The sequence below is a fragment of the Mesorhizobium sp. M0590 genome, from assembly GCF_040320905.1.
Taxonomy (GTDB): Bacteria; Pseudomonadota; Alphaproteobacteria; order Rhizobiales; family Rhizobiaceae; genus Mesorhizobium.
The window spans coordinates 181,528-205,284 of sequence record NZ_JAMYQN010000012.1; the positions used below are offsets into that span (position 1 = coordinate 181,528).

A 23,757-nucleotide genomic window follows, 5' to 3' on the forward strand; every position below is an offset into this window, starting at 1 on the left:
TCCGCCTGAAGCGTGGAAATGAAGAGTTCGTATGCGTTTTGGGGCGATCCGAGGATTGCTATCGTGCCTATGGCTCCCGCCAGTAGAAACCGAAGAAGCGAAATCGCAATGTCAGTCCGCCGTCTCGCAGAAGCCAGCCTCCAGCCAGCCTCCTTCGCCTTCAACCGGGCGAATGCGGCGGCGGCGAAGCAGTGGATCAAGAAATATCCGAAGGGACGCGAGCAATCCGCGATCATCCCCTTGCTCATGCTGGCGCAGGAGCAGGAAGGCTGGGTGACCAAGGCGGCGATCGAAACGATCTCCGACATGCTCGACATGCCCTATATCCGTGGGCTGGAAGTCGCCACCTTCTATACCCAGTACCAGCTCAATCCGGTCGGCACCCGCGCGCATATCCAGGTCTGCGGCACCACGCCCTGCATGCTGCGCGGCTCGGAAGCGCTGATGGATGTCTGCCGCTCGAAGATCCATCACGACCAGTTTCACACCAATGACAAGGGCACGCTGTCGTGGGAGGAGGTCGAGTGCCTCGGCGCCTGCGTCAACGCACCGATGGTGATGATATTCAAGGACACCTATGAGGATTTGACGCCGGAGCGGCTTGCCGAGATCATCGACCTTTATGACGCCGGCAAAGGTGCTTCGGTGACGCCAGGACCGCAAAACGGCCGCATCACTTCCGAGCCGGCCAGCGGCCTGACGACCCTCAAGAGCGAAAAGGCGATCCTCAAGGCGACCCGCGACCGGGAAACCAGGGCGGCGACCAAGGCCGCCAAGGATGCAGAGCCGGCGGCTGCCGCCGCAGCATCAGTTCCGCCAGCTGCTCCTGCCGCGCCGGCGCCGGTTGCGCCCTCGAATGCCAGCAAGCCGAAGACCGACGCGGTCGAGACCAACCCGGCGCTGAAATCGCCGTCGGCGACGAAAGTCGCGCCCGCGGCGGAAAGGGCGGCGAGCGTCGCAGCGCCTCTGCATTCGGCCGCCAATGCCAACAAGGCCGAACCGCAGGTCGAGGACGTCTCGAAACAGCGCAGAGGCCCCAAGAACAAGGCCGAGCCGGCGTCTGCTTTCAAAGCGCCGGAGGCCAAGGTTAAACCGGCGAAGGCTGCCGCCAAGGCGACCAAACCGTCGCTCGGAAACAAGAGCCGGCCGACCGGCAAGAAGCCGGTCTGAGGAACGAGCAATGCTTCAGGACAGAGACCGCATCTTCAACAACATCTACGGCCGCTTCGACAAGTCGCTGGCCGGTGCCATGGCGCGCGGCGCCTGGGACAACACGCCCGGCATCGTTGCCAAGGGGCGCGAGTGGATCGTCAACGAGATGAAGGCATCGGGCCTGCGCGGCCGCGGCGGTGCCGGTTTCCCGACCGGGCTGAAATGGTCGTTCATGCCCAAACAAAGCGACGGCCGGCCGAGCTATCTCGTCGTCAATGCCGACGAATCCGAGCCCGGTACCTGCAAGGACCGCGACATACTGCGCCACGACCCGCACACGCTGGTCGAAGGCTGCCTGCTTGCCGGCTTCGCCATGGGCGCGGTCGCCGCCTACATCTATGTGCGCGGCGAGTTCATCCGCGAGCGCGAGGCGCTGCAACGCGCCATAGACGAGGCCTATGCGGCCAAGCTGATCGGCAAGAACAACACCTCCGGCTACGATTTCGACATTTACATGCACCATGGCGCCGGCGCCTATATCTGCGGCGAGGAAACGGCGCTGCTCGAAAGCCTCGAGGGCAAGAAGGGCCAGCCGCGGCTGAAGCCGCCGTTTCCGGCCAATGTCGGCCTCTATGGCTGCCCGACGACGGTCAACAATGTCGAGTCCATCGCTGTCGCGCCGACCATTCTGCGCCGCGGTGCTGCCTGGTTCTCGTCCTTCGGCCGGCCCAACAATGTCGGCACCAAACTGTTCTGCATCTCCGGTCACGTCAACAATCCGTGCACCGTCGAAGAGGCGATGTCGATCCCGTTCCGCGAGCTGATCGAGACGCATTGCGGCGGTATCCGCGGCGGCTGGGACAATCTGCTGGCGGTCATTCCGGGCGGCGCCTCGGTGCCGTTGGTTCCGGCCGAGCAAATCATCGACGCGCCGATGGATTTCGACGCGCTGCGCGATCTGAAATCGGGCCTCGGCACGGCGGCTGTCATCGTCATGGACAAATCGACCGATATCGTGAAAGCGATCGCGCGGCTTTCCTACTTCTACAAGCACGAAAGCTGCGGCCAGTGCACGCCCTGCCGTGAAGGCACCGGCTGGATGTGGCGGGTGATGGAGCGGCTGGTGCGCGGCGAAGCGCAGAAGCGCGAGATCGACATGCTGCTCGACGTGACCAAGCAGGTCGAGGGCCACACGATCTGCGCACTGGGCGACGCGGCGGCGTGGCCGATCCAGGGCCTGATGCGGCATTTCCGCGGCGAGGTGGAGCGGCGCATCGATGAGTTTTCGCGCAACGCGCACCGTGCCGAACCGGTGCTGGCGGCGGCGGAATAGAAGTATTCAAAATGCGGACGAATGTCCGACACGAGGAAACGAGCGCGGGGCAGACGGAAACGACCAGGAGACCACCTATGTCGCTGTTTTCGACACCCGACGATTTTACGCCCGATATGGACCCGTTGTTGAAGATGAACCAGGATCTGACCAGGATGATGCCGAAGGAGATGGCCAATGCCGTCAATCTCCTGGCGCATCCTGTCGCGGGCGCGGCGGCGATGACGGCACTCGGCATCGGTCTTGCCAACCACGCCTTTGGCATCTGGATGGGCGTGCTTTCGGGCGCGGCCGAAACCTCGCAGCGGCTTTGGCAGCCGGTCGCCGAGGATTTCGAGGCCCGGACGGAACGCTTTTCCGCGACCGGCAAAAGCTCCTCGACAAAGGCGCGCGCAGCGACCAAAACCCTGATTGCCGAGGCGCAGTCCTTCGCCAATGACGTGACCGACATTGCGACGAGCACCGCGGCGCGGAGCTTGGCGAATGCCGGCACCGTTGCAGCGGATGCGTCGGCCGGGCTGATGCCGGAGGATTTCAAGCAGCCCAAGCCGATGGATCGGCCAGCCAAGCCCGCCGACCTCAAGGCGATATCGGGCATCGGGCCGAAACTGGAAAAGGTGCTGAACGGCCTTGGCATCTGGACATACGCCCAGATCGCCGCGTGGACGCCGCAAGAGATCGCCTGGGTCGAAGATTACCTGTCGTTGAAGGGCCGCATCGGCCGTGACGGCTGGATCGGTCAGGCGGCCGCGTTGGCCGCGGCCAAAAAGTGAATTCAATATCGTGCGCGGTCTCGGCTGCGCCCGGAAGGAAAGATTGCGGAACGTCCGCAGGGGTTTGAGGCGAAATGGCAAAGCTCAAGGTCGACGGGAAAGAGATCACTGTACCCGACCATTACACGCTGCTGCAGGCGGCCGAGGACGCCGGGGCGGAAGTGCCGCGCTTCTGCTTCCACGAGCGGCTGTCGATCGCCGGCAATTGCCGCATGTGCCTGATCGAAGTAAAGGGCGGCCCGCCCAAGCCGCAGGCGTCCTGCGCCATGGGCGTGCGCGACCTGCGCCCCGGTCCGAATGGCGAGCCGCCGGAAATCTTCACCAACACGCCGATGGTCAAGAAGGCACGCGAAGGCGTGATGGAATTCCTGCTGATCAACCACCCGCTGGATTGCCCGATCTGCGATCAGGGCGGCGAGTGCGACCTGCAGGACCAGGCGATGGCGTTCGGAGTCGATTCCTCACGCTACCATGAGAACAAGCGGGCGGTCGAAGACAAGTATATCGGGCCGCTGGTCAAGACGATCATGAACCGCTGCATCCATTGCACGCGCTGCGTCCGCTTCACCACCGAGATTGCCGGCATATCCGAGCTCGGCCTGATCGGCCGCGGCGAGGATGCCGAGATCACCACCTATCTCGAAAGCGCGATGACTTCGGAACTGCAGGGCAATGTCATCGACCTTTGCCCGGTCGGTGCGCTGACCTCCAAACCCTATGCCTTCCAGGCACGGCCGTGGGAACTGACCAAGACCGAATCCATCGACGTGATGGACGCCGTCGGCTCCGCGATCCGCGTCGATAGCCGGGGCCGCGAAGTGATGCGCATCCTGCCGCGTACCAACGAGGCGGTGAACGAGGAGTGGATTTCCGACAAGACCCGCTTCATCTGGGACGGTTTGCGCACGCAGCGCCTCGACCGCCCCTATGTGCGCAAGGATGGCAGACTGGCCCCGGCAAGCTGGGCCGAGGCTTTTGCCGCGATCAAGGAAGCGGTGTCGAATGCGGCACCCGAAAAGATCGGTGCCATTGCCGGCGATCTCGCAGCCGTCGAGGAGATCTACGCGCTGAAGCTTCTGATGGCTTCGCTCGGCTCGAAGAACACCGACTGCCGCCAGGACGGCGCCGCACTCGATCCGTCGCTCGGCCGGGCGAGCTATGTCTTCAACCCGACCATCGAAGGCATCGAACAGGCCGATGCGGTGCTGATCATCGGCGCCAATCCGCGCTTCGAGGCCTCCTTGCTCAACACTCGCATCCGCAAGCGCTGGCGGGCCGGCAATCTGCCGGTCGGCGTCATCGGCGATGTCGGCGATACACGCTATGATTACGAGCAGCTCGGCGCCGGGCCAGAATCGCTGAAGGATCTGGCCGACGGCAACGGCAAGTTCTTCCAGCTGCTGAAGAAGGCGACGCATCCGCTGATCATCGTCGGCCAGGGTGCGCTGGCGCGTCCGGACGGCGCGGCCGTGCTTGGCCAAGCGGCGAAGCTCGCCGTCGCCGTCAATGCTGCAAGGGCCGACTGGAACGGTTTTGCCGTACTGCACACCGCGGCGGCACGCGTCGGCGGCCTCGATGTCGGCTTCGTGCCGGGCGAGGGCGGCAGGAACGTCGCCGGCATGCTTGGCGAGACCGATGTGTTGTTCCTGCTCGGTGCCGACGAAATCGACATGGCCAAGACCGGCGGCGCTTTCGTCGTCTATATCGGCACGCATGGCGACAAGGGCGCGCATCGCGCCAACGTCATCCTGCCGGGTGCCGCCTATACCGAAAAGTCGGGCACCTTCGTCAACACCGAGGGGCGCGTGCAGCAGACCAACCGTGCCGGCTTCGCGCCCGGCGAGGCGCGCGAGGACTGGGCGATCCTTCGGGCACTGTCGGATGTGCTGGGCAAGAAGCTACCTTTCGATTCACTGCCGCAGCTACGCGCAAAGCTCTATGCGGAATACCCGCATCTTGCCCGCATCGATCATGTCGCGGCCGGCGACCCGGCCGACATCGCCAGGGTTGCCAAGCTCGGCGGGCGGTTGAACAAGGGCACCTTCACCTCGCCGGTCAAGGATTTCTACCTGACCAACCCGATCGCGCGGGCTTCCGCGGTGATGGCCGAATGCTCGGCTTTGGCGAAGAACGGCTTCAGGCAGGCGGCGGAGTAGACATGGACACCTTCTTCTCCTTCTACGTGCTGCCGGCGCTGCTGATCCTTTTGAAGTCGGTCGTGCTGATCGTCGTTCTGTTGATCTTCGTCGCCTATGTGCTTTACGCCGACCGCAAGATCTGGGCGGCGGTGCAATTGCGCCGAGGCCCGAATGTCGTTGGCCCATGGGGCACACTGCAGGCCTTCGCCGATCTGCTGAAATTCGTCTTCAAGGAGCCGGTCATCCCGTCCGGCGCCAACAAGGGCGTTTTCCTGCTGGCGCCTTTGGTGTCGGCGGTGCTGGCGATCTCCGCCTGGGCGGTCATACCGGTCAATGAAGGCTGGGCGATCGCCAACGTCAATGTCGGCATCCTCTATGTCTTCGCCATCTCCTCGCTCGAGGTCTATGGCGTCATCATGGGCGGCTGGGCCTCCAATTCGAAATACCCGTTCCTCGGCGCACTGCGCTCGGCGGCGCAGATGGTATCCTACGAGGTCTCGATCGGCTTCGTCATCGTCACCGTGCTGCTTTGCGTCGGCTCGCTCAACCTGTCCGACATCGTCTTGTCGCAACAGGACGGGCTGGGCACGCGGCTCGGCCTGCCCAACACCTTCCTCGACTGGCATTGGCTGTCGCTGTTCCCGATGTTCATCGTCTTCTTCATCTCGGCGTTGGCCGAGACCAACCGGCCGCCCTTCGACCTTGTGGAAGCCGAATCGGAACTCGTCGCCGGCCATATGGTCGAATATTCCTCGACGCCGTTCCTGTTGTTCTTCCTCGGCGAATATGTCGCCGTCGTCCTGATGTGCGCACTGGCCACCATATTGTTCCTCGGCGGATGGCTGCCGCCCTTCGACTTCGCACCCTTCACCTGGGTGCCGGGGCTCATCTGGTTCGTGCTCAAGGTCTGCCTGGTGTTCTTCATGTTCTCCATGGTGAAGGCGTTCGTGCCGCGCTATCGCTACGACCAGCTGATGCGGCTCGGCTGGAAGGTCTTCCTGCCGATCTCGCTGTTCATGGTGGTCGCCACCGCCGCCTTTCTCAAACTCACCGGGTTTGCCTGATGTCAGCATTATCCCAGGCCGCCAAGTCACTGCTTTTGCAGGATTTCGTCAGCGCTTTCTTCCTGTCGATGCGCCAGTTCTTCGCGCCGAAGGAGACGATCAACTATCCGCATGAAAAGGGGCCGGTCAGCCCGCGCTTCCGCGGCGAACATGCGCTGCGCCGCTATCCGAACGGCGAGGAACGCTGCATCGCCTGCAAACTGTGCGAGGCGATCTGCCCGGCACAGGCCATCACCATCGAAGCCGGCCCACGCCGCAACGACGGCACACGGCGCACCGTGCGCTACGACATCGATATGGTGAAATGCATTTATTGCGGCTTCTGCCAGGAAGCCTGCCCGGTCGACGCCATTGTCGAGGGGCCGAATTTCGAATTCGCGACGGAAACGCGCGAGGAGCTTTATTACGACAAGGACAGGCTCCTGGCCAATGGCGACCGCTGGGAGCGTGAGCTGGCGCGCAACATCTCGCTGGATGCGCCTTACCGCTGATATTTGACGCATGGACGGGGCGAGGGGCCTGGTTTAAGGAACACGCAACTTGCCGACCGGAGGCGGTGGCAAAAAACAGGACGAACGTCCTGTTCTGACAGGAAACCCGGGGGAACCCATGCTGAGTGGACTAGAGGCGGCCTTTTTCTACCTCTTCGCCTTTGTCGCGGTGGCATCGGCGTTCATGGTCATATCGGCGCGCAATCCCGTGCATTCGGTGCTGTTCCTGATCCTGACCTTCTTCAACGCCGCCGGCCTGTTCATGCTGACCGGCGCCGAGTTCCTGGCGATGATCCTGCTCGTCGTCTATGTCGGCGCGGTGCTGGTGCTGTTCCTGTTCGTCGTCATGATGCTCGACGTCGACTTCGCCGAAATGAAGGAAGGCGCCCTGCAATATGCACCGATCGGCGCGCTGGTCGGGCTGATCCTGGCGGCGGAGCTGATCGTGGTGCTCGGCGGCTATACATTCGCGCCGAAACTGGCGGCGACGGTCGCGAAACCCATTCCGGACCTGGCCGCGCGCTCCAACACGGCAGCGCTCGGCGACATCCTCTATACGGATTACCTCTATTACTTCCAGGTAGCGGGGCTGGTGCTGCTGGTCGCCATGATCGGCGCCATCGTGCTGACGCTGCGCCACAAGCCGGGCGTCAAGCGGCAGTCGATCGCCGCCCAGGTCGGCCGCACGGCGGCAACCGGAGTGGAAATCCGCAAGGTCAAGACGGGCGAAGGAGTCTGAGATGGTCGTCGGCATCGCGCACTACCTGACCGTATCGGCGATCCTGTTCACGCTCGGCGTGTTCGGCATCTTCCTGAACCGCAGGAACGTCATCGTCATCCTGATGTCGATCGAGCTGATCCTGCTTGCGGTCAACATCAATTTCGTCGCCTTTTCGGCGGCGCTCGGCGATTTGGTCGGCCAGGTGTTCGCACTGTTCGTGCTGACGGTCGCGGCGGCCGAAGCGGCGATCGGCCTTGCCATTCTCGTCGTCTTCTTCCGCAACCGCGGCTCGATCGCGGTCGAAGACGTGAACATGATGAAGGGTTGACGGAACCACCATGTATCAGGCCATCGTCTTCCTTCCGCTGCTCGGCTTTCTGATCGTCGGCCTGTTCGGCACCTCGCTCGGGGCCAAGGCTTCCGAATACATCACCTCGGGCTTCCTGGTGATCGCGGCCGTGCTGTCGTGGGTCGCCTTCTTCTCGGTTGGCTTCGGCGGCGGAGAGGTGTTCACCGTGCCGGTGATGCGCTGGATCCAGTCGGGCGGGCTGGAGGCGTCCTGGGCGCTCAGGATCGACACGCTGACGGTGGTGATGCTGGTAGTTGTCAACACGGTGTCGTCGCTGGTCCATATCTACTCGATCGGCTACATGCATCACGATCCGGACCGGCCGCGCTTCTTCGCCTATCTGTCGCTGTTTACCTTCGCCATGCTGATGCTGGTGACGGCCGACAACCTCGTGCAGATGTTCTTCGGCTGGGAAGGCGTCGGCCTTGCCTCCTATCTGCTGATCGGCTTCTGGTACAAGAAGCCGTCGGCCAATGCGGCTGCGATCAAGGCCTTCGTCGTCAACCGCGTCGGCGATTTCGGCTTTGCGCTCGGCATATTCGGCGTGTTCGTGCTGTTCGGCTCGGTCAATCTCGGCACCATCTTCGCCAATGCGGCGACGTTCATTCCGGCGGAAGGCGCGCCGCAAGGCCCGGCCGTGCTGACCTTCCTCGGCTATGCGCTCGACAAGCAGGCTGCGATGACGGTTGTCTGCCTGCTCCTGTTCATGGGCGCCATGGGCAAGTCGGCGCAGGTGCCGCTTCACACCTGGCTGCCGGATGCCATGGAAGGCCCGACGCCGGTCTCGGCACTGATCCATGCCGCGACCATGGTGACGGCAGGCGTGTTCATGCTGGCGCGGTTGTCGCCGCTGTTCGAGCTGTCGCATTCGGCATTGACCGTGGTCACTTTCATCGGCGCCTTCACCGCCTTCTTCGCGGCGACAGTCGGTCTCGTCCAGAACGACATCAAGCGCGTCATCGCCTATTCGACCTGTTCGCAGCTCGGCTACATGTTCGTGGCGCTCGGCGTCGGCGCCTATGGCGCGGCGATCTTCCATCTGTTCACGCACGCCTTCTTCAAGGCGCTGCTGTTCCTCGGCTCGGGCTCGGTCATCCACGCCGTCTCCGACGAGCAGGACATGCGCAAGATGGGCGGCCTGAGGACGCTCATTCCGAAAACGTACTGGATGATGGTGATCGGCACGCTGGCGCTGACCGGTGTCGGCATCCCGGTAACGATCATCGGCACGGCCGGCTTCTTTTCCAAGGACGCCATCATCGAAGCGGCCTTCGCCGGCCACAATGCGGTCGCCGCGTTTGCCTTCATATTGCTGGTCATTGCTGCCTGCTTCACCTCCTTCTACTCCTGGCGGCTGATCTTCATGACCTTCCACGGCGAGCCGCGGGCCAGCCACGAGGTCATGCACCATGTCCATGAATCGCCGCCGGTCATGCTGGTGCCGCTGTTCATCCTGGCGGCGGGCGCGCTGTTTGCCGGCGTGATCTTCCACGGCGCCTTCTTCGGCGAGGGCTATGCCGAATTCTGGAAGGCGTCGCTGTTCACGCTGCCGGACAACCACATCCTGCACGAAATCCACGAAGTGCCGTTGTGGGTCGAGCTGTCACCGTTCATCGCCATGCTGATCGGCTTTGCGATTGCCTGGCAGTTCTATATTCGCGCGCCGGAAATGCCTCGGAGCGTCGCCGCCAACCATCGCCTGCTCTACGCCTTCCTGCTCAACAAATGGTATTTCGACGAGCTCTACGACTTCCTGTTCGTGCGGCCGGCAAAGCGCCTCGGCAGCTTCCTGTGGAAGACCGGCGACGGCACCGTCATCGACGGGCTCGGGCCGGACGGCATTTCGGCGCGCGTCGTCGACGTCACCAACCGGGTCGTCAAGCTGCAGACCGGCTATCTTTACCACTATGCCTTCGCCATGCTGATCGGCGTTGCCGCACTCGTCACCTGGATGATGCTCTGATGACCGCCTGGCCGATCCTATCGCTGGTCACCTTCCTGCCGCTGGTTGGTGTGCTGCTCATCCTTTTCGTGCGTGACGACAGCGAGAACGCGCGCCGCAACATCCGCGCCATAGCACTGTTCACGACCGCGTTCACGTTTGTGATTTCGCTGTTCATCTGGACCGGCTTCGACAATTCGCAGCCCGGCTTCCAGTTCGTCGAGCAGTTTGCCTGGCTGGATTCCGGCATCTCCTATCATATGGGCGTAGACGGCATCTCCATGCTGTTCGTCGTCCTGACCACCTTCCTGATGCCGCTCTGCATCCTCGCCTCGTGGGAATCGATCGAGAAGCGCGTCAAGGCCTATATGATTGCCTTCCTGCTGCTCGAGACGCTAATGATCGGCGTGTTCTGCGCGCTCGACATCGTCTTGTTCTATGTCTTCTTCGAAGCCGGCCTGATCCCGATGTTCATCATCATCGGCGTGTGGGGCGGCAAGCGGCGCGTCTATGCCTCGTTCAAGTTCTTCCTCTATACGCTGGCCGGCTCGGTGCTGATGCTGCTCGCCATCATGGCGATGTTCTTCCAGTCCGGCACCACCGACATCCCGACGCTTCTGACCCACAACTTCCCGGCCAATATGCAGACTTGGCTATGGCTTGCCTTCTTCGCGTCCTTCGCGGTGAAGATGCCGATGTGGCCGGTGCACACCTGGCTGCCGGACGCGCATGTCGAGGCGCCGACGGCCGGCTCGGTGATCCTGGCCGCCATCCTGCTCAAGATGGGTGGGTACGGCTTCCTGCGCTTTTCGCTGCCGATGTTTCCGATCGCATCCGAAATGTTCGCGCCGCTGATCTTCACGCTCTCCGTTGTCGCCATCATCTACACCTCGCTGGTGGCGCTGATGCAGGAGGACATGAAGAAGCTGATCGCCTATTCGTCGGTCGCTCACATGGGCTTCGTTACCATGGGCATCTTCGCGATGAACCAGGAAGGCGTCCAGGGTTCGATCTTTCAGATGCTGTCGCACGGCCTGGTCTCCGGCGCGCTGTTCCTCTGCGTCGGCGTCGTCTACGACCGCATGCATACGCGTGACATCGACGCCTATGGCGGGTTGGTCAACAACATGCCGAAATATGCAACCGTGTTCATGATCTTCACCATGGCCAATGTCGGCCTGCCCGGCACCAGCGGCTTCGTCGGCGAGTTCCTGACCATGCTCGGCGTGTTCCGGGTCAACACCTGGGTAGCGTTCTTCGCCGCCACCGGCGTCATCCTTTCGGCGGCCTATGCGCTCTGGCTCTACCGCAAGGTGATCTTCGGCGCGCTGACCAAGGAAAGCCTGAAAGGCCTGCTCGACCTGTCGACGCGCGAGAAGGTGATCATCTATCCGCTGGTCGCGCTGGTCATCTTCTTCGGCGTCTATCCGGCGCCGATCTTCGACGCGACCGCCGAATCGGTCAAGGCGCTCGTTACCAATGTCACCGCATCCATCGGCGCCGCGCAGACCGCGGCGGCGAACTGACTGGGGGTTTTGCGAACCATGACGCCGGACCTTCTCTCAAGCCTGTCGCTCTCGACGCCAGAGCTGATCCTCGCCATCGGCGCCTTGGCGCTGTTGATGCTCGGCGCCTATTCGCGCGCCAACACCACTGTCACGGTGAGCGGCCTTGCCGTCGCCGTGCTGGTGATCGCCGGCGCCTGGCTGGTCTTTTCGCCGGGACAGGGCAACGCCTATAGCGAAGCCTTCATCCAGGATCCGTTCGCCCGCTTCATGAAGGTGCTGGCGCTCGTCGGCTCGGCGGTGACGCTGGTCATGTCGGTCCGCTTTGCCCAGGCGGAGCGTTTCGACAAGTTCGAATATCCGGTGCTGATCCTGCTCTGCACGCTCGGCATGATGCTGATGATCTCGGCCAACGGCATGATCGGGCTCTATCTCGGCCTCGAGCTGCAATCGCTGGCGATCTACGTGCTGGCGGCGATCAACCGGGACAATCTGCGCTCGACCGAGGCCGGGCTGAAGTATTTCGTCCTTGGCGCCCTGTCGTCGGGCATGCTGCTTTACGGTATCTCGCTGGTCTACGGCTACACCGGCAACACCGGCTTCCAGGAGATCGCCACGGCGCTGAGCGGCGGTGAGCGCCAGCTTGGGCTCGTCTTCGGCCTGGTTTTCGTGCTGGCCGGCCTTGCCTTCAAGATCTCGGCGGTGCCGTTCCATATGTGGACGCCCGACGTCTATGAAGGCGCGCCGACGCCGGTGACGGCTTTTCTGGCGGCGGCACCGAAGATGGCGGCGATGGCGCTGATGGTGCGCGTCACCATGGGCGCCTTCAAGCCGATCGCCGCCGACTGGCAGCAGATCATCGTCTTCATCTCGATCGCCTCGATGGCGCTTGGTGCCTTTGCGGCCATCGGCCAGACCAACATCAAACGGCTGATGGCCTATTCCTCCATCGGTCATATGGGTTATGCGCTGGTCGGCCTTGCCGCGAACAGCCAGGATGGCGTGCGCGGCGTCGCCATCTACATGCTGATCTATCTGGTGATGACGCTCGGCACCTTCGCCTTCATCCTCGCCATGCGGCGCAAGGAGGGCAATGTCGAGCAGATCAGCGATCTCGCCGGCCTGTCGGCGACCAATCCGATCATGGCGACGATCCTCACCATCCTGATGTTCTCGCTGGCCGGCATCCCGCCGCTCGCCGGCTTCTGGGGGAAATGGTACGTGTTCCTCGCCGCCATCAATGCCAACCTCTACGCGCTGGCGATCATCGGCGTGCTCGCCTCTGTGGTGGGCGCCTACTATTATCTGCGTATCATCAAGATCATGTGGTTCGACGAACCGGTCGGCGGCTTCGTGCCGATGGCGTCCGAACTGCGCGTCGTGCTCGGTGTCTGTGGCGCCTTCGTGCTGTTCTACGTGCTGATCGGCGGCCCGATCGGAACCTACGCCGCAGCCGCGGCCAAGACCTTCTTCTGACGGAATGACTTTCAGGCTGGCTCCAACCGCGGCTTCGGACGGGTTCCGGCTCGAGGCGCACGACACGGTCGGCTCCACCAACGCGCTGGCGCTGGAGCATGCACGGGCCGGCGATCCGGGCAAACTCTGGGTCGTCTCCAAAAAGCAGGAAGCCGGGCGTGGCCGCCGTGGCCGCGCCTGGGCGACGCCCGAGGGCAATCTGGCAGCGACGTTGCTGGTGATCACCAACACCGAGCTTCGGCTTGCCGCGACGCTCGGCTTCGTTGCCGGACTGGCGCTGGCCGACGCGCTCGACGCTGTCGTGCCGAAGGGCAGGATCGCGATCGGCCTCGATGGTGCGAGCCAAGGCAAGAACCGTTTCGAACTGAAATGGCCCAACGATGTGCTTGCCTCGGGCGCCAAGCTCGCCGGCATCCTGCTGGAATCGGCGATGCTGGATGGTGGCCGTTCCGCGGTGGCTGTCGGTGTCGGCGTCAACGTGGTGGCATACCCTGAGGATTTGCCTTATCCAGCGACGTCGCTCAGCGCGCTGGGGTCTGCTTGCGATGCCGAGACGCTGTTCCTGGCGCTGTCGGATACATGGAGCGAGAATGCGCGGCTGTGGAACGAAGGGCGCGGGCTTGCCGCCGTCAGGCGGCGGTGGCTGGCGCGTGCGGCGGGGCTTGGCGGGCAGGTTGCTGTCAGAATTGACGGTAATGTGGTGCGCGGCACCTTCGAGACCATTGACGAGGACTGCCGTTTCGTGATCCGCGACGATCAAGGTTCGGTTCTGACGATCGCCGCCGGCGACGTGCATTTCGGCGCGGTTGCCTCGGCCGGCGTTTGACTGGCCAATACGTTTGACTGGCCAGGTATTTGACCAGCTTGAATTTGACCGGCCGACAATTTTGACCGGCCGACAATTTTGACCGGCCCACAATTTTGACCGGCAAGGAAGGAAAGACCATGGCGATAGCGGAAAACGCCGAACTTGTCTTCGTGCCGCTCGGCGGTGTCGGCGAGATCGGCATGAACTTCGCCCTCTACGGCTATGGGCCGGCCAATGCGCGCGAATGGATCGTGGTCGACGTCGGCGTCACTTTTCCCGATGCAACCCTGCCCGGCGTCGACCTGGTTCTGCCCGACACGCGTTTCATCGAGGAGAATGTCGCCAATCTGCGCGGCATCGTCATCACCCATGCGCATGAGGACCATTACGGCGCGCTCCACGACATCTGGCCGAAGCTCAAGGCGCCGGTGTGGATGACGCCGTTCAGCGCCGGCCTGCTGGAAGCCAAGCGGCAGGGCGAGCAAGGGGCGCCGAAGATCCCGGTGACGATCTACCGGGCCGGCGAGAAATTCACCGTCGGCCCGTTCGAGATCGAGGCCATCCCTGTTGCGCACTCCATTCCCGAACCGATGTCGCTGGCGATCACGACGCCGGCCGGCGTCGTCATCCATACCGGCGACTGGAAGATCGATCCGGCGCCGACGGTCGGGCCGATGACCGACGAGGCGCGCTTCCGAGCCTATGGCGACAAGGGTGTGCTGGCGCTGGTCTGCGATTCCACCAATGCGATGCGGGAAGGGGAATCGCCGTCCGAAGTGGCGGTGGGCGAGGGCCTCAAGAGCGTCATCCAGAACGCCAAGGGCCGGGTCGCCGTCACCAGCTTCTCCTCCAATGTCGGGCGTATCGTCTCCATCGCCAAGGCGGCGCGGGATGCCGGCCGCCAGTGCCTGGTGATTGGCCGCTCGATGAAGCGCGTCATCGATGTGGCTGATGAACTCGGCTATATGGACGGGTTGCCGGAATTCATCGCCGAGGAGGATTACGGCTTCATCCCGCGCGAAAACCTCGTCATCATCTGCACCGGCAGCCAGGGCGAGCCGCTTGCCGCACTTGCCAAGCTGTCGCGCGACGAGATGAAGTCGGTGGCGCTGACGGCCGGCGACACGGTGGTGTTTTCCTCGCGCACCATTCCCGGCAACGAGAAGGCGATCCTCGAAATCAAGAACCGCCTGATCGATCTCGGCATCAAGATCATCGAGGACGGCGATGCGCTGGTGCATGTCTCCGGCCATCCACGCCGCAGCGAATTGCGCAAGATGTATGAATGGGTGCGGCCGCAGATCGGCGTTCCCGTGCATGGCGAAGCGGCGCATCTGGTGGCGCAGGGCTCGCTGATGTCGACGTCCGGCATCGGCCAGGTCGCGCAGGTGCGCGACGGCGACATGCTCAGGCTGTATCCGGGTGCCGCCGCCATCATCGACCAGGTGCCGTTCGGCCGCATCTACAAGGACGGAAGGCTGATCGGCACCGACCAGGCGATGGGCATTCGCGACCGCCGCAAGCTGTCCTTTGCCGGCCATGTCGCCGTCAATGTCGTGCTCGACGACAAATACGAGCTTGCCGGCGATCCCGATCTCGTCGCCATCGGCGTCGCCGAGGCCGACGGCAGCGGCGAGAGCCTGGAAGACCTGATGATCGATGCGGCAATCGGCGCCGTGGACTCCATCCCCCGCCAGCGCCGAAAAGACCTCGACCTGGTCCAGGAGGCAGTGCGGCGCGCGGTGCGCGGCGCGGCCAACGAAGCCTGGGGCAAGAAGCCGCTGGTGACGGTGTTCGTCACGAGGTGACGAACAAGGGAGTAGGGGAGTAGGGCAGTAAGGGAGTAGGGAAGTAGGAGGTAGGAGCGCAAACAGATGCACTTCTAGATCCTTTTTTCCCTACTCCCCTACTGCCTTACTCCCCTACTCCCCTAACCCGGGAGTACGCTATGCTCGGACGCCTCAACCATGTCGCGCTTGCGGTGCCGGATCTGGCCGCGGCTGCGGCGGTCTATCGCGATACGCTTGGCGCTCGCGTGACCGCGCCGCAGGCGCTGCCGGAGCATGGCGTTACGGTGGTGTTCGTCGACGTCGGCAACACCAGGATCGAGTTGCTCGAGCCTCTCGGCGAAGCCTCGCCGATCGCCGCATTCCTCGCGAAGAATCCGTCCGGCGGCATGCACCATGTCTGCTATGAGGTGGACGACATTGTTGCGGCGCACGACCGTCTCAAGGCCAGCGGCGCGCGCGTGCTGGGCGACGGCAATCCGAAGATCGGCGCACATGGCAAGCCGGTATTGTTTCTGCACCCCAAGGATTTCTTCGGCACGCTGGTCGAACTGGAGCAAGCATGAGTTGGGTTTCGTTTGTCGCCCTGTTCTTCGCCACATGGTGGGTGGTGTTGTTCGCCGTCCTGCCGTTCAGCATGCGGACGCAGGACGAGGATCGGGACGTGACGCTTGGCACGGTTCCGAGCGCACCGCGCGGACCGCACATGCTGCGCGCGGCGCTGCGCACGACGATCGTCACGCTGGTCCTCATGGGTATCTTCTACGGCATCACGAGAGGGCTTGGCCTCGGTATCGACGACATCCCGCACATCGTGCCGGATTTCAACCAGAGCCCAGCGCATTAGCCGGCTACCTACCGTGTCCGACTATCCCAGCCTAGCCGAGGCTCTGAAATCAAGCTGAGCCAGCAAGGTCAATCCAAAGTAAAGGCCGGGGCGGGTTTGGGCTGACGCAACGTCATGTAGTTTGGTAATCTGTCGTGCTAACCAGATGATTGCACAAAAAAAATGCAAGGCGCGAGGCCTTGCAATTTAAACGCGTCCGATCTGTTTCCGGTGTCCGGCGGCAGCGAGTTACCGCGCCTAGATCGCATCCTCCCAAGACTTTGACCGCGTAGGAGGGCAGATTTTTCTCTACCCTCTCGGTTATGGGGGCACACTAGCCTAAGGCGGGTGAAAATGTCACGAAGAATTTTGCCCGGAAACAGGCAATCTCGTGCTGCAGTGCACAATAGTACGGCAGGCGTTGCTTGCGAAACGCCCAGCAAGCCGCGTGCGGCAATTGCGGCGCCTGTGCAGCGCTTGGGCCGGGTTTCCATTCCGCCATGAAATGGCTATGAAGCCGGGGCAAGCAAGCCTGCGCTGCGCCGATTCCGGCGCCGCCATCCTCTCTCACGGACCAGTCCATGCGTTTGTCGCGCTATTTCCTGCCCATTCTCAAAGAAAATCCGCGCGAGGCCGAGATCGTCTCGCATCGGCTGATGCTGCGCGCCGGCATGATCCGCCAGCAGGGGCAGGGCAGCTTTTCCTGGCTGCCGCTCGGCAAGCGGGTGCTGGACAAGGTCTGCCGGATCATTCGCGAGGAGCAGAATCGCGCCGGCGCACTCGAAATCCTGATGCCGACCATCCAATCGGCCGAGCTGTGGCGCGAAAGCGGCCGCTATGAAGACTACGGCAAGGAGATGCTGCGCATCAAGGACCGGCAAGACCGCGATATGCTCTACGGGCCGACCAACGAGGAGATGGTCACCGAGATATTCCGCTCCTATGTCAAGTCCTACAAGGACCTGCCGCTCAACCTCTATCATATCCAGTGGAAGTTTCGCGACGAGGTGCGCCCGCGCTTCGGCGTCATGCGTTCGCGCGAGTTCCTGATGAAGGACGCCTATTCCTTCGACCTCGATTATGAAGGCGCCAAGGCCGCTTATAACCGCATGTTCGTGTCCTATCTCAGGACGTTTACGCGCCTGGGGCTGCAGGCCATTCCGATGCGCGCCGACACCGGGCCGATCGGCGGCGACCTCAGCCATGAGTTCATCATCCTGGCCGACACCGGCGAGAGCCAGGTGTTTTGCCATCGCGACTATCTCTCGCTTGAGGTGCCGGGGGCGGATACCGATTTTTCGAACGACGCCGAGATCGGCGGCATCGTCAAGACGTGGACGACGCCCTATGCCGCCACCGACGAAATGCATGACGAGGCGGCATGGGAAAAGCTCTCCGAAGGCGACAGGGTCTCGGCGCGCGGCATCGAGGTTGGGCATATCTTCCATTTCGGCGACAAATATTCCAAGCCGATGGGCGCCAAGGTGACCGGGCCGGACGGCAAGGATCATTTCGTTTCTGGCGGTTCCTACGGCATCGGCCCGTCCAGGCTGGTCGCGGCGATCATCGAGGCCAGCCATGACGATAACGGCATCATCTGGCCGGAGGCGGTGGCACCGTTCGATGTCGGCCTGATCAACATGAAGGCTGGCGATGCCGAATGCGACCGCGTCTGCCGCGAGCTGAATGCCGCCTTTGCCGCCGCCGGCAAGGAGGTGCTCTACGACGACACCGACCAGCGGCCGGGCGGCAAGTTCGCCACCGCCGACCTGATCGGGCTCCCGTGGCAGGTGATCGTCGGGCCGCGTGGTGTCGCCGCCGGCGAGGTCGAAATCAAGAACCGCAGGACCGGCGAGCGCGAGACGCTGCCGATCGGCGACGTGAAAAAGCGTTTCGGTGCCGCCGTATGAGTGAAGCGGCAGCAGCCAAACCTTCGGCGGCAGGACCCTTTTCCGGCTTCGAGCGCATGGTGGCGTGGCGCTATCTGCGCTCGCGCCGCAAGGAGACGGTGATCTCGGTGATCGCCTCGATCTCCTTCCTCGGCATCATGCTGGGCGTTGCCACGCTGATCGTCGTCATGGCGGTCATGAACGGCTTTCGCGCCGAACTGCTGACGCGCATCCTTGGCGTCAACGGGCACCTGATCGTGCAGCCGCTCGACATGCCGCTGGAGGACTATGACCAGGTCGCCGGCCGCATCAACGGCGTGCCCGGCGTCAAATATGCCATTCCGCTGATCGACGGGCAGGTGCTGGCGCAAGGCAATGTCGGCGGCGGCACCGGCGCGCTGGTGCGCGGTATACGCGGCGAGGATCTCGGCAAGATCACGATCGTCGCCAACAACATCAAGGCGGGCTCGATCGTCGGCTTCGACACCGGCGAGGGAGTCGCCATCGGCAGCCGCATGGCCGAGAATCTCGGCCTTGTGCTCGGCGATACCATCACGCTGATCTCGCCCGAGGGCGACGTCACGCCGCTCGGCACGACGCCGCGCATGAAAGGCTATCCGATAACCGCGATCTTCGAGGTCGGCATGTCGGAATATGACAGCTCCATCGTCTACATGCCGTTTTCGGAAGCGCAGCTTTATTTCAACATGGACGGCAGGGCGCAGACGATCGAGATCTACGCCGACAATCCCGACAATATCGACGCGCTGAAGCCGAAGGTCGAAGAGGCGGCGCAACGGCCGATCACCCTCGTCGATTGGCGGGAGCGTAACAAGACGTTTTTCGACGCGCTGCAGGTCGAGCGCAACGTCATGTTCATGATCCTGACGCTGATCGTGCTGGTGGCGGCGCTCAACATCATTTCGGGCCTGATCATGCTGGTGAAGGACAAGGGCCACGACATCGCCATCCTGCGCACCATGGGCGCCACGCGCGGCGCGATCCTGCGCATCTTCCTGATGACCGGGGCTGCGATCGGCGTTGTCGGCACCATCGCCGGCGTGCTGCTCGGCATCGTGATCTGCCTCAACGTCGAGCGCATCCGCCAGTTCTTCTCCTGGCTGGCCAACGAGCGGCTGTTCAATCCCGAGCTTTATTTCCTGAGCCAGCTGCCGGCGCGCATGGATGCCAGCGAGACGATCTCGGTCGTTCTCATGGCTTTGGCGCTGTCGTTCCTGGCGACACTGTTTCCGGCGTGGCGCGCTGCCAGGCTCGATCCGGTCGAAGCGCTGAGGTACGAATGATGGCCGAGGCCATTATCGAGCTGAAGAGCGTCGAACGCCATTATGTACAGGGGCCGCGCAAGCTGACCATCCTGAACGGCGCCGATTTTTCGCTGAAGCGTGGCGAGATGGTGGCGCTTGTGGCGCCGTCGGGCACCGGCAAGTCGACGCTGCTCCACACGGCCGGGCTGCTGGAGCGACCGGACGCCGGCGACGTGATCCTGGCGGGGCGCGCCTGCGGCCGGCTTTCCGACGACGAGCGCACGGCGATCCGCCGCAACGATGTCGGCTTCGTCTACCAGTTCCATCATTTGTTGCCTGAGTTTTCTGCGCTGGAAAACATCATGATGCCGCAGCTGATAAAAGGGCTGCCGCGCAAGGAGGCGGCCGAGCGGGCGGCGCAATTGCTCGACTATATGCAGATCGGCAAGCGGGCACAGCATCGCCCCTCCGAGCTCTCCGGCGGCGAGCAGCAGCGGGTCGCCATTGCGCGTGCCGTCGCCAATGCGCCGCTGGTGCTTTTGGCCGACGAGCCGACCGGCAATCTCGACCCGGTGACCGCTTCCTATGTGTTCGAGGCGCTGGCAGCACTGGTCCGGCAATCGGGCCTGGCGGCGCTCATCGCCACCCACAATCACGAGCTCGCCTCGCGCATGGACCGCCGCGTGACGCTGTCCGACGGCAAGGTTGTGCCGCTTTAGGGTGCGCTGCAATTGAGGCGATGACGGCCCGCGAGCTGCCGTGCGCCGTCCCGCCGCTTTCGCGCGCCTGTCGGCCCCGAAACGCTCGGCATCTCCTTCTCAACCCTTTCTTAACCCTGTCGAAATGACCGAGCGCAATTCGGGTGACGCCCGGACTGCGATCGTTGACATTCGAACAAAATTAGAACAAAATACGAACATACTAAAAACAGGAGAGAGTTATGACCGATCTTGTTCAGGATGTCGTCTCGCTGGTGTGCATGAGCACGTTCCTCATTTCCATGGCAATCTGGATCGGCGCGATGTGAGGATTGAGCTCAAGGGCGGGCTCGATGCTGATGAGCGAGGGCCGCCTTCGCATATTGGCGCAGGCATTGGGCGAGTGTTTCAGCCGGCCTTGCGGGACACTTCGACAGGCGACACCGCGGCAGGCCCGAACACGTCCTCGAAAGCGGATTTCAGCGCCAGGTCGAGGTCGGCCATGGTCACGGGAAGGCCGAGGTCGACAAGGCTGGTGACGCCGTGATCCTGGACGCCGCACGGCACGATGCCGCTGAAATGGCTAAGGTCCGGCTCGACATTGATGGCGATGCCGTGAAAGCTCACCCAGCGCCTCAGCCTGATGCCGATGGCGGCGATCTTGTCCTCGGCCGCCGAGCCGTCGGGCAAAGCGGGGCGGTCCGGCCGAACCACCCAGACGCCGACGCGGTCCTCGCGGCGTTCGCCGCGTACGTTGAAGGCGGCCAGCGAGCCGATGATCCATTGTTCGAGTGCGGCGACGAAGGCGCGGACATCCTCGCGCCGCCGCTTCAGGTCGAGCATGACGTAGGCGACGCGCTGGCCCGGCCCATGATAGGTGTATTCGCCGCCGCGCCCGGCGGCAAAGACCGGGAAACGGTCCGGCTCGATCAGGTCCTCGATGCGGGCGCTGGTGCCGGCGGTGTAGAGCGGCGGGTGCTCGACCAGCCAGACCATCTCGCCGGCGGCGCCGCTGCGGATTGCCTCGGCGCGCGCCTCCATCACGGCGAGCGCATCGGGATAGGCGGTGAGCCCCGGCTCGATGCGCCATTCGACCGGCGCCGAGCCGGGCAAGGGCGGGAACGACGTGGCGATCTGGCTGCGTTCTGTCATGATATCTCGTCTCGCCACTCATATGGCGGCAATCGGTACAAACGTCCAGTTCCGGCACGTTCGGCCCTTGAACAGTTATGCCGATGTCCGGCCGATTATTGCTGGCCGTGCACTTGTTTCACCGGAAACGATTTGCTACACGCCGCGGGCCGGTTGGTTCCGGCTCCTACCACGTGCGGTCGTGGCGGAATTGGTAGACGCGCAGCGTTGAGGTCGCTGTGGGGCAACCCGTGGAAGTTCGAGTCTTCTCGACCGCACCATCAAATTCGTGAACTTGGCCCTCTAAGCCATTGAAACTCCAGTCCGGCAGAGCACCCGTTGATGAGGGCGCTTGGCGTTCTTGCCGAAATGCGATACAATTTGGGATACAAACTGAGATACATCGCGAGTTTGGCCCATGCGAAAAGAGGCCGTCGCAGAGCCCGCCAGAGACCCGGATCGCTACCTCGTCCAGCGCGACGGAATTTTCTATTATCATCGGCGAATGCCCGCCAAGATGGTCGGCATCGACGATCGCGGCAGGTTCATTCGCAAGTCCCTGGGAACGGACGAACGCCGCCTCGCACGTGCCATGCGCGACAAGCTCGAAGACGCGGACAAGACCCTGTGGGCGGTGCTTCTTTGCGGCGGCGAGACAAGGTCAGCACTCGATCAGTATCGCGACGCCGTTCGCCGGGCTGAAGCCATGGGCGTTTCCTACCTTTCAAATGGACAGGTGGCAGGCTTTCAGAATGTCGATTCAATTTTAAAGCGTGTCGAGGCGCTGGAGCGCGTTCAAGCGGCCCCCGCGGTCGCCGACGCTCTCCTCGGCGGGGTGCAGGTGCCGCCGGTCAAAGTCTCCAAAGCTTTTGATCTCTACGCCGATGAGATCATGGCCCATGAAGTCGCGGGTAAGAGCCAGTCGCAGCGCCGAATGTGGAAGAAGGTAAAGCAGAGAGCCGTAAACAATTTCGTTGCCCTGGTTGGTGACAAGCCGATCGGCGACGTCACGCGTGAAGACGGACTGACCTTCTACCGGTTCTGGCTCAAGCGCATCGCGCCGCCGCCAGACATCGGAGCCGCGACACATTCGGCGTCTGCCGGCAATCGAGACCTCGGCAACATGCGGGATCTCTACAGGCGTTATTTCGCTCATTTGGGCGAGGAACAAAAAGGCACCCCATTCGATAACCTCCGCTTTTCGGAGCGTGGCAAGCGCCGTCGTAAACGGCCGTCATTCGAACCCAAATGGATAACCGATCAGATCATGAGGCCGGGCGCTTTAGCATCCCTGGATGCTCAAGCGCGTCGCTGCGTTCTGGCGCTGATCGAGACAGGCACACGCCCAAGCGAGATATGCAATCTTGATGAGACCGTGATCTTCCTTGACACGCCGGTTCCGTATGTTCGCATTACCCCACGAGAGGACGCCGATGATCCGCGCGAGATCAAGACCGAATGGTCAGTGCGAGATGTACCGCTGGTAGGCGTCGCGCTGGAAGTTTTTAAGAAAAATCCGCAGGGCTTTCCGCGCTACCGCAATCGTGAAGAGGCGCTTTCTGCAAACCTCAATAAATTCTTTAAAACACACAAACTTTTCCCGACACCGAAGCACAAGATTTATTGCCTCCGGCACAGTTTCGAGGATCGTATGAAGGAGGCAGGTATCGACAGCGAGCTTCGCAAAATCTTGATGGGCCATACGATAGAGCGTGTAGAGTATGGTACGGGCGGATCGTTGCAATGGCGACGAGACGAACTCAAAAAAATTGCTTTGCCTTTCGATCCCGAGATCGTTTGAGCCGTTCCTGGACGCGCAGCATTGCGCCATCTCTGCAATCAATTTCTTCTTCTCCCGTTCAAGACGCTCGTAAATCGGGAGATACGCTCGTCCTTTGTTGCCAGCCTTGTGGATAGCTAGGGCGAGCGTATCCAGAGCGCGGTCAATTCTGTCTAAGGTCACGGGCTCAGGAACAGTGCTTACCTGTGGCAGAACACAGGTCATTGTCTGTCCCGTCTGTTTCCTGTTCGGCGATGACACAGACGAGATAATGGCAGCAGGCGCAGGTGAGAAAAGCGGTTTGCCTCCCGCATCGTGCAGCGGCGATACTTCGACGTAGAAATCGGAAAACACGCTTGCGGCAACTCTGCACTGTCAGATGCAGCTAGCCACATCCGGCCACATGAATTGCTGAGCGGACTCAGACGGGTCGATGCCCTTGAACCGGACACGAGACCGAATCGATCCGCAGGCTGTCGGCGGGCCGGAATGCCTCATCCGATCCGACCAAACCGATCGGAGGACGCAGGCAATGCCGGATTTGGAGTTGTGTGCGTCAAGTTCTGCAAAATGGCGTGGCATTGCGGTGACGTCGGCGTGTCCGCCGCGCAGCCCCCGTGTTTAGCGGA

At 62.6% G+C, this 23,757-nt stretch carries 20 protein-coding genes and 1 tRNA gene; 20 read left to right on the forward strand and 1 reads right to left on the reverse strand.

Translation table 11 applies throughout. The features are described from left to right. Positions 1–108: 108 nt before the first annotated feature. The 18 genes from nuoE to NKI52_RS21005 all read left to right on the forward strand — a co-directional run bounded on the left by nuoE (position 109) and on the right by NKI52_RS21005 (position 20,238). A complete protein-coding gene (gene nuoE / locus NKI52_RS20920; RefSeq protein WP_352589702.1) occupies positions 109–1,170 on the forward strand; it encodes an NADH-quinone oxidoreductase subunit NuoE in 1,062 nt (353 codons plus the stop codon). A 10-nt stretch (positions 1,171–1,180) separates the two neighbouring features. Continuing rightward, positions 1,181–2,485, forward strand: coding sequence for an NADH-quinone oxidoreductase subunit NuoF (gene nuoF / locus NKI52_RS20925; RefSeq protein ID WP_023676626.1), 1,305 nt, complete (start codon positions 1,181–1,183; stop codon positions 2,483–2,485). A 77-nt stretch (positions 2,486–2,562) separates the two neighbouring features. Continuing rightward, positions 2,563–3,258 (forward strand): helix-hairpin-helix domain-containing protein, encoded by a 696-nt coding sequence (locus tag NKI52_RS20930; protein ID WP_352699371.1) that lies wholly within the window; start codon positions 2,563–2,565, stop codon positions 3,256–3,258. A gap of 74 nt (positions 3,259–3,332) precedes the next feature. Next, on the forward strand, positions 3,333–5,414 hold the full coding sequence (gene nuoG, locus NKI52_RS20935; RefSeq protein WP_352699373.1) for an NADH-quinone oxidoreductase subunit NuoG: 2,082 nt from the start codon (positions 3,333–3,335) through the stop codon (positions 5,412–5,414). A 2-nt stretch (positions 5,415–5,416) separates the two neighbouring features. Further along, positions 5,417–6,460 carry an NADH-quinone oxidoreductase subunit NuoH gene (gene nuoH / locus NKI52_RS20940; protein WP_023676623.1) on the forward strand — a complete coding sequence of 348 codons (1,044 nt, stop codon included), beginning with the start codon at positions 5,417–5,419 and terminating at the stop codon, positions 6,458–6,460. After that, positions 6,460–6,951 (forward strand): NADH-quinone oxidoreductase subunit NuoI, encoded by a 492-nt coding sequence (gene nuoI, locus NKI52_RS20945; RefSeq protein WP_023676622.1) that lies wholly within the window; start codon positions 6,460–6,462, stop codon positions 6,949–6,951. The genes nuoH and nuoI overlap by 1 nt, the downstream gene beginning before the upstream one ends. A 118-nt stretch (positions 6,952–7,069) precedes the next feature. Continuing rightward, a complete protein-coding gene (locus NKI52_RS20950; protein ID WP_023676621.1) occupies positions 7,070–7,690 on the forward strand; it encodes an NADH-quinone oxidoreductase subunit J in 621 nt (206 codons plus the stop codon). Position 7,691: 1 nt separating this feature from the next. Continuing rightward, positions 7,692–8,000, forward strand: a complete 309-nt coding sequence (nuoK, locus tag NKI52_RS20955; RefSeq protein WP_023676620.1) for an NADH-quinone oxidoreductase subunit NuoK — start codon at positions 7,692–7,694, stop codon at positions 7,998–8,000. A gap of 10 nt (positions 8,001–8,010) precedes the next feature. After that, positions 8,011–9,984 (forward strand): NADH-quinone oxidoreductase subunit L, encoded by a 1,974-nt coding sequence (gene nuoL / locus NKI52_RS20960; RefSeq protein ID WP_023676619.1) that lies wholly within the window; start codon positions 8,011–8,013, stop codon positions 9,982–9,984. After that, positions 9,984–11,489 carry an NADH-quinone oxidoreductase subunit M gene (locus NKI52_RS20965; RefSeq protein WP_352699375.1) on the forward strand — a complete coding sequence of 502 codons (1,506 nt, stop codon included), beginning with the start codon at positions 9,984–9,986 and terminating at the stop codon, positions 11,487–11,489. Before nuoL ends, NKI52_RS20965 begins: the two co-directional genes overlap by 1 nt. An 18-nt stretch (positions 11,490–11,507) precedes the next feature. Continuing rightward, positions 11,508–12,944: an NADH-quinone oxidoreductase subunit NuoN gene (nuoN, locus tag NKI52_RS20970; protein WP_352589712.1), complete on the forward strand. Its 1,437-nt coding sequence runs from the start codon at positions 11,508–11,510 to the stop codon at positions 12,942–12,944. Positions 12,945–12,948: 4 nt separating this feature from the next. After that, positions 12,949–13,770 carry a biotin--[acetyl-CoA-carboxylase] ligase gene (locus NKI52_RS20975; RefSeq protein ID WP_352589715.1) on the forward strand — a complete coding sequence of 274 codons (822 nt, stop codon included), beginning with the start codon at positions 12,949–12,951 and terminating at the stop codon, positions 13,768–13,770. Between the two features lie 119 nt (positions 13,771–13,889). Continuing rightward, on the forward strand, positions 13,890–15,560 hold the full coding sequence (locus NKI52_RS20980) for a ribonuclease J (protein ID WP_352589718.1): 1,671 nt from the start codon (positions 13,890–13,892) through the stop codon (positions 15,558–15,560). Between the two features lie 140 nt (positions 15,561–15,700). Further along, positions 15,701–16,105 carry a methylmalonyl-CoA epimerase gene (gene mce, locus NKI52_RS20985; protein WP_023676614.1) on the forward strand — a complete coding sequence of 135 codons (405 nt, stop codon included), beginning with the start codon at positions 15,701–15,703 and terminating at the stop codon, positions 16,103–16,105. Then, positions 16,102–16,386, forward strand: coding sequence for a DUF1467 family protein (locus tag NKI52_RS20990; protein ID WP_023676613.1), 285 nt, complete (start codon positions 16,102–16,104; stop codon positions 16,384–16,386). Before mce ends, NKI52_RS20990 begins: the two co-directional genes overlap by 4 nt. 560 nt (positions 16,387–16,946) lie before the next feature. Then, positions 16,947–18,275, forward strand: a complete 1,329-nt coding sequence (gene proS / locus NKI52_RS20995; protein ID WP_352570374.1) for a proline--tRNA ligase — start codon at positions 16,947–16,949, stop codon at positions 18,273–18,275. Beyond that, on the forward strand, positions 18,272–19,558 hold the full coding sequence (locus NKI52_RS21000; RefSeq protein ID WP_352458234.1) for a lipoprotein-releasing ABC transporter permease subunit: 1,287 nt from the start codon (positions 18,272–18,274) through the stop codon (positions 19,556–19,558). The genes proS and NKI52_RS21000 overlap by 4 nt, the downstream gene beginning before the upstream one ends. Continuing rightward, positions 19,555–20,238, forward strand: coding sequence for an ABC transporter ATP-binding protein (locus NKI52_RS21005; RefSeq protein ID WP_023676610.1), 684 nt, complete (start codon positions 19,555–19,557; stop codon positions 20,236–20,238). The genes NKI52_RS21000 and NKI52_RS21005 overlap by 4 nt, the downstream gene beginning before the upstream one ends. Before the next feature lie 387 nt (positions 20,239–20,625). Here the strand turns inward: NKI52_RS21005 and lipB are convergent, their stop codons facing one another. Further along, a complete protein-coding gene (gene lipB / locus NKI52_RS21010; RefSeq protein WP_352699377.1) occupies positions 20,626–21,369 on the reverse strand; it encodes a lipoyl(octanoyl) transferase LipB in 744 nt (247 codons plus the stop codon). 175 nt (positions 21,370–21,544) lie between these two features. Between lipB and NKI52_RS21015 the strand changes: the two genes are divergently transcribed. Then, positions 21,545–21,629, forward strand: a tRNA-Leu gene (locus tag NKI52_RS21015). Between the two features lie 137 nt (positions 21,630–21,766). Next, on the forward strand, positions 21,767–23,149 hold the full coding sequence (locus NKI52_RS21020) for a DUF6538 domain-containing protein (RefSeq protein WP_352699379.1): 1,383 nt from the start codon (positions 21,767–21,769) through the stop codon (positions 23,147–23,149). Positions 23,150–23,757 lie beyond the last annotated feature (608 nt).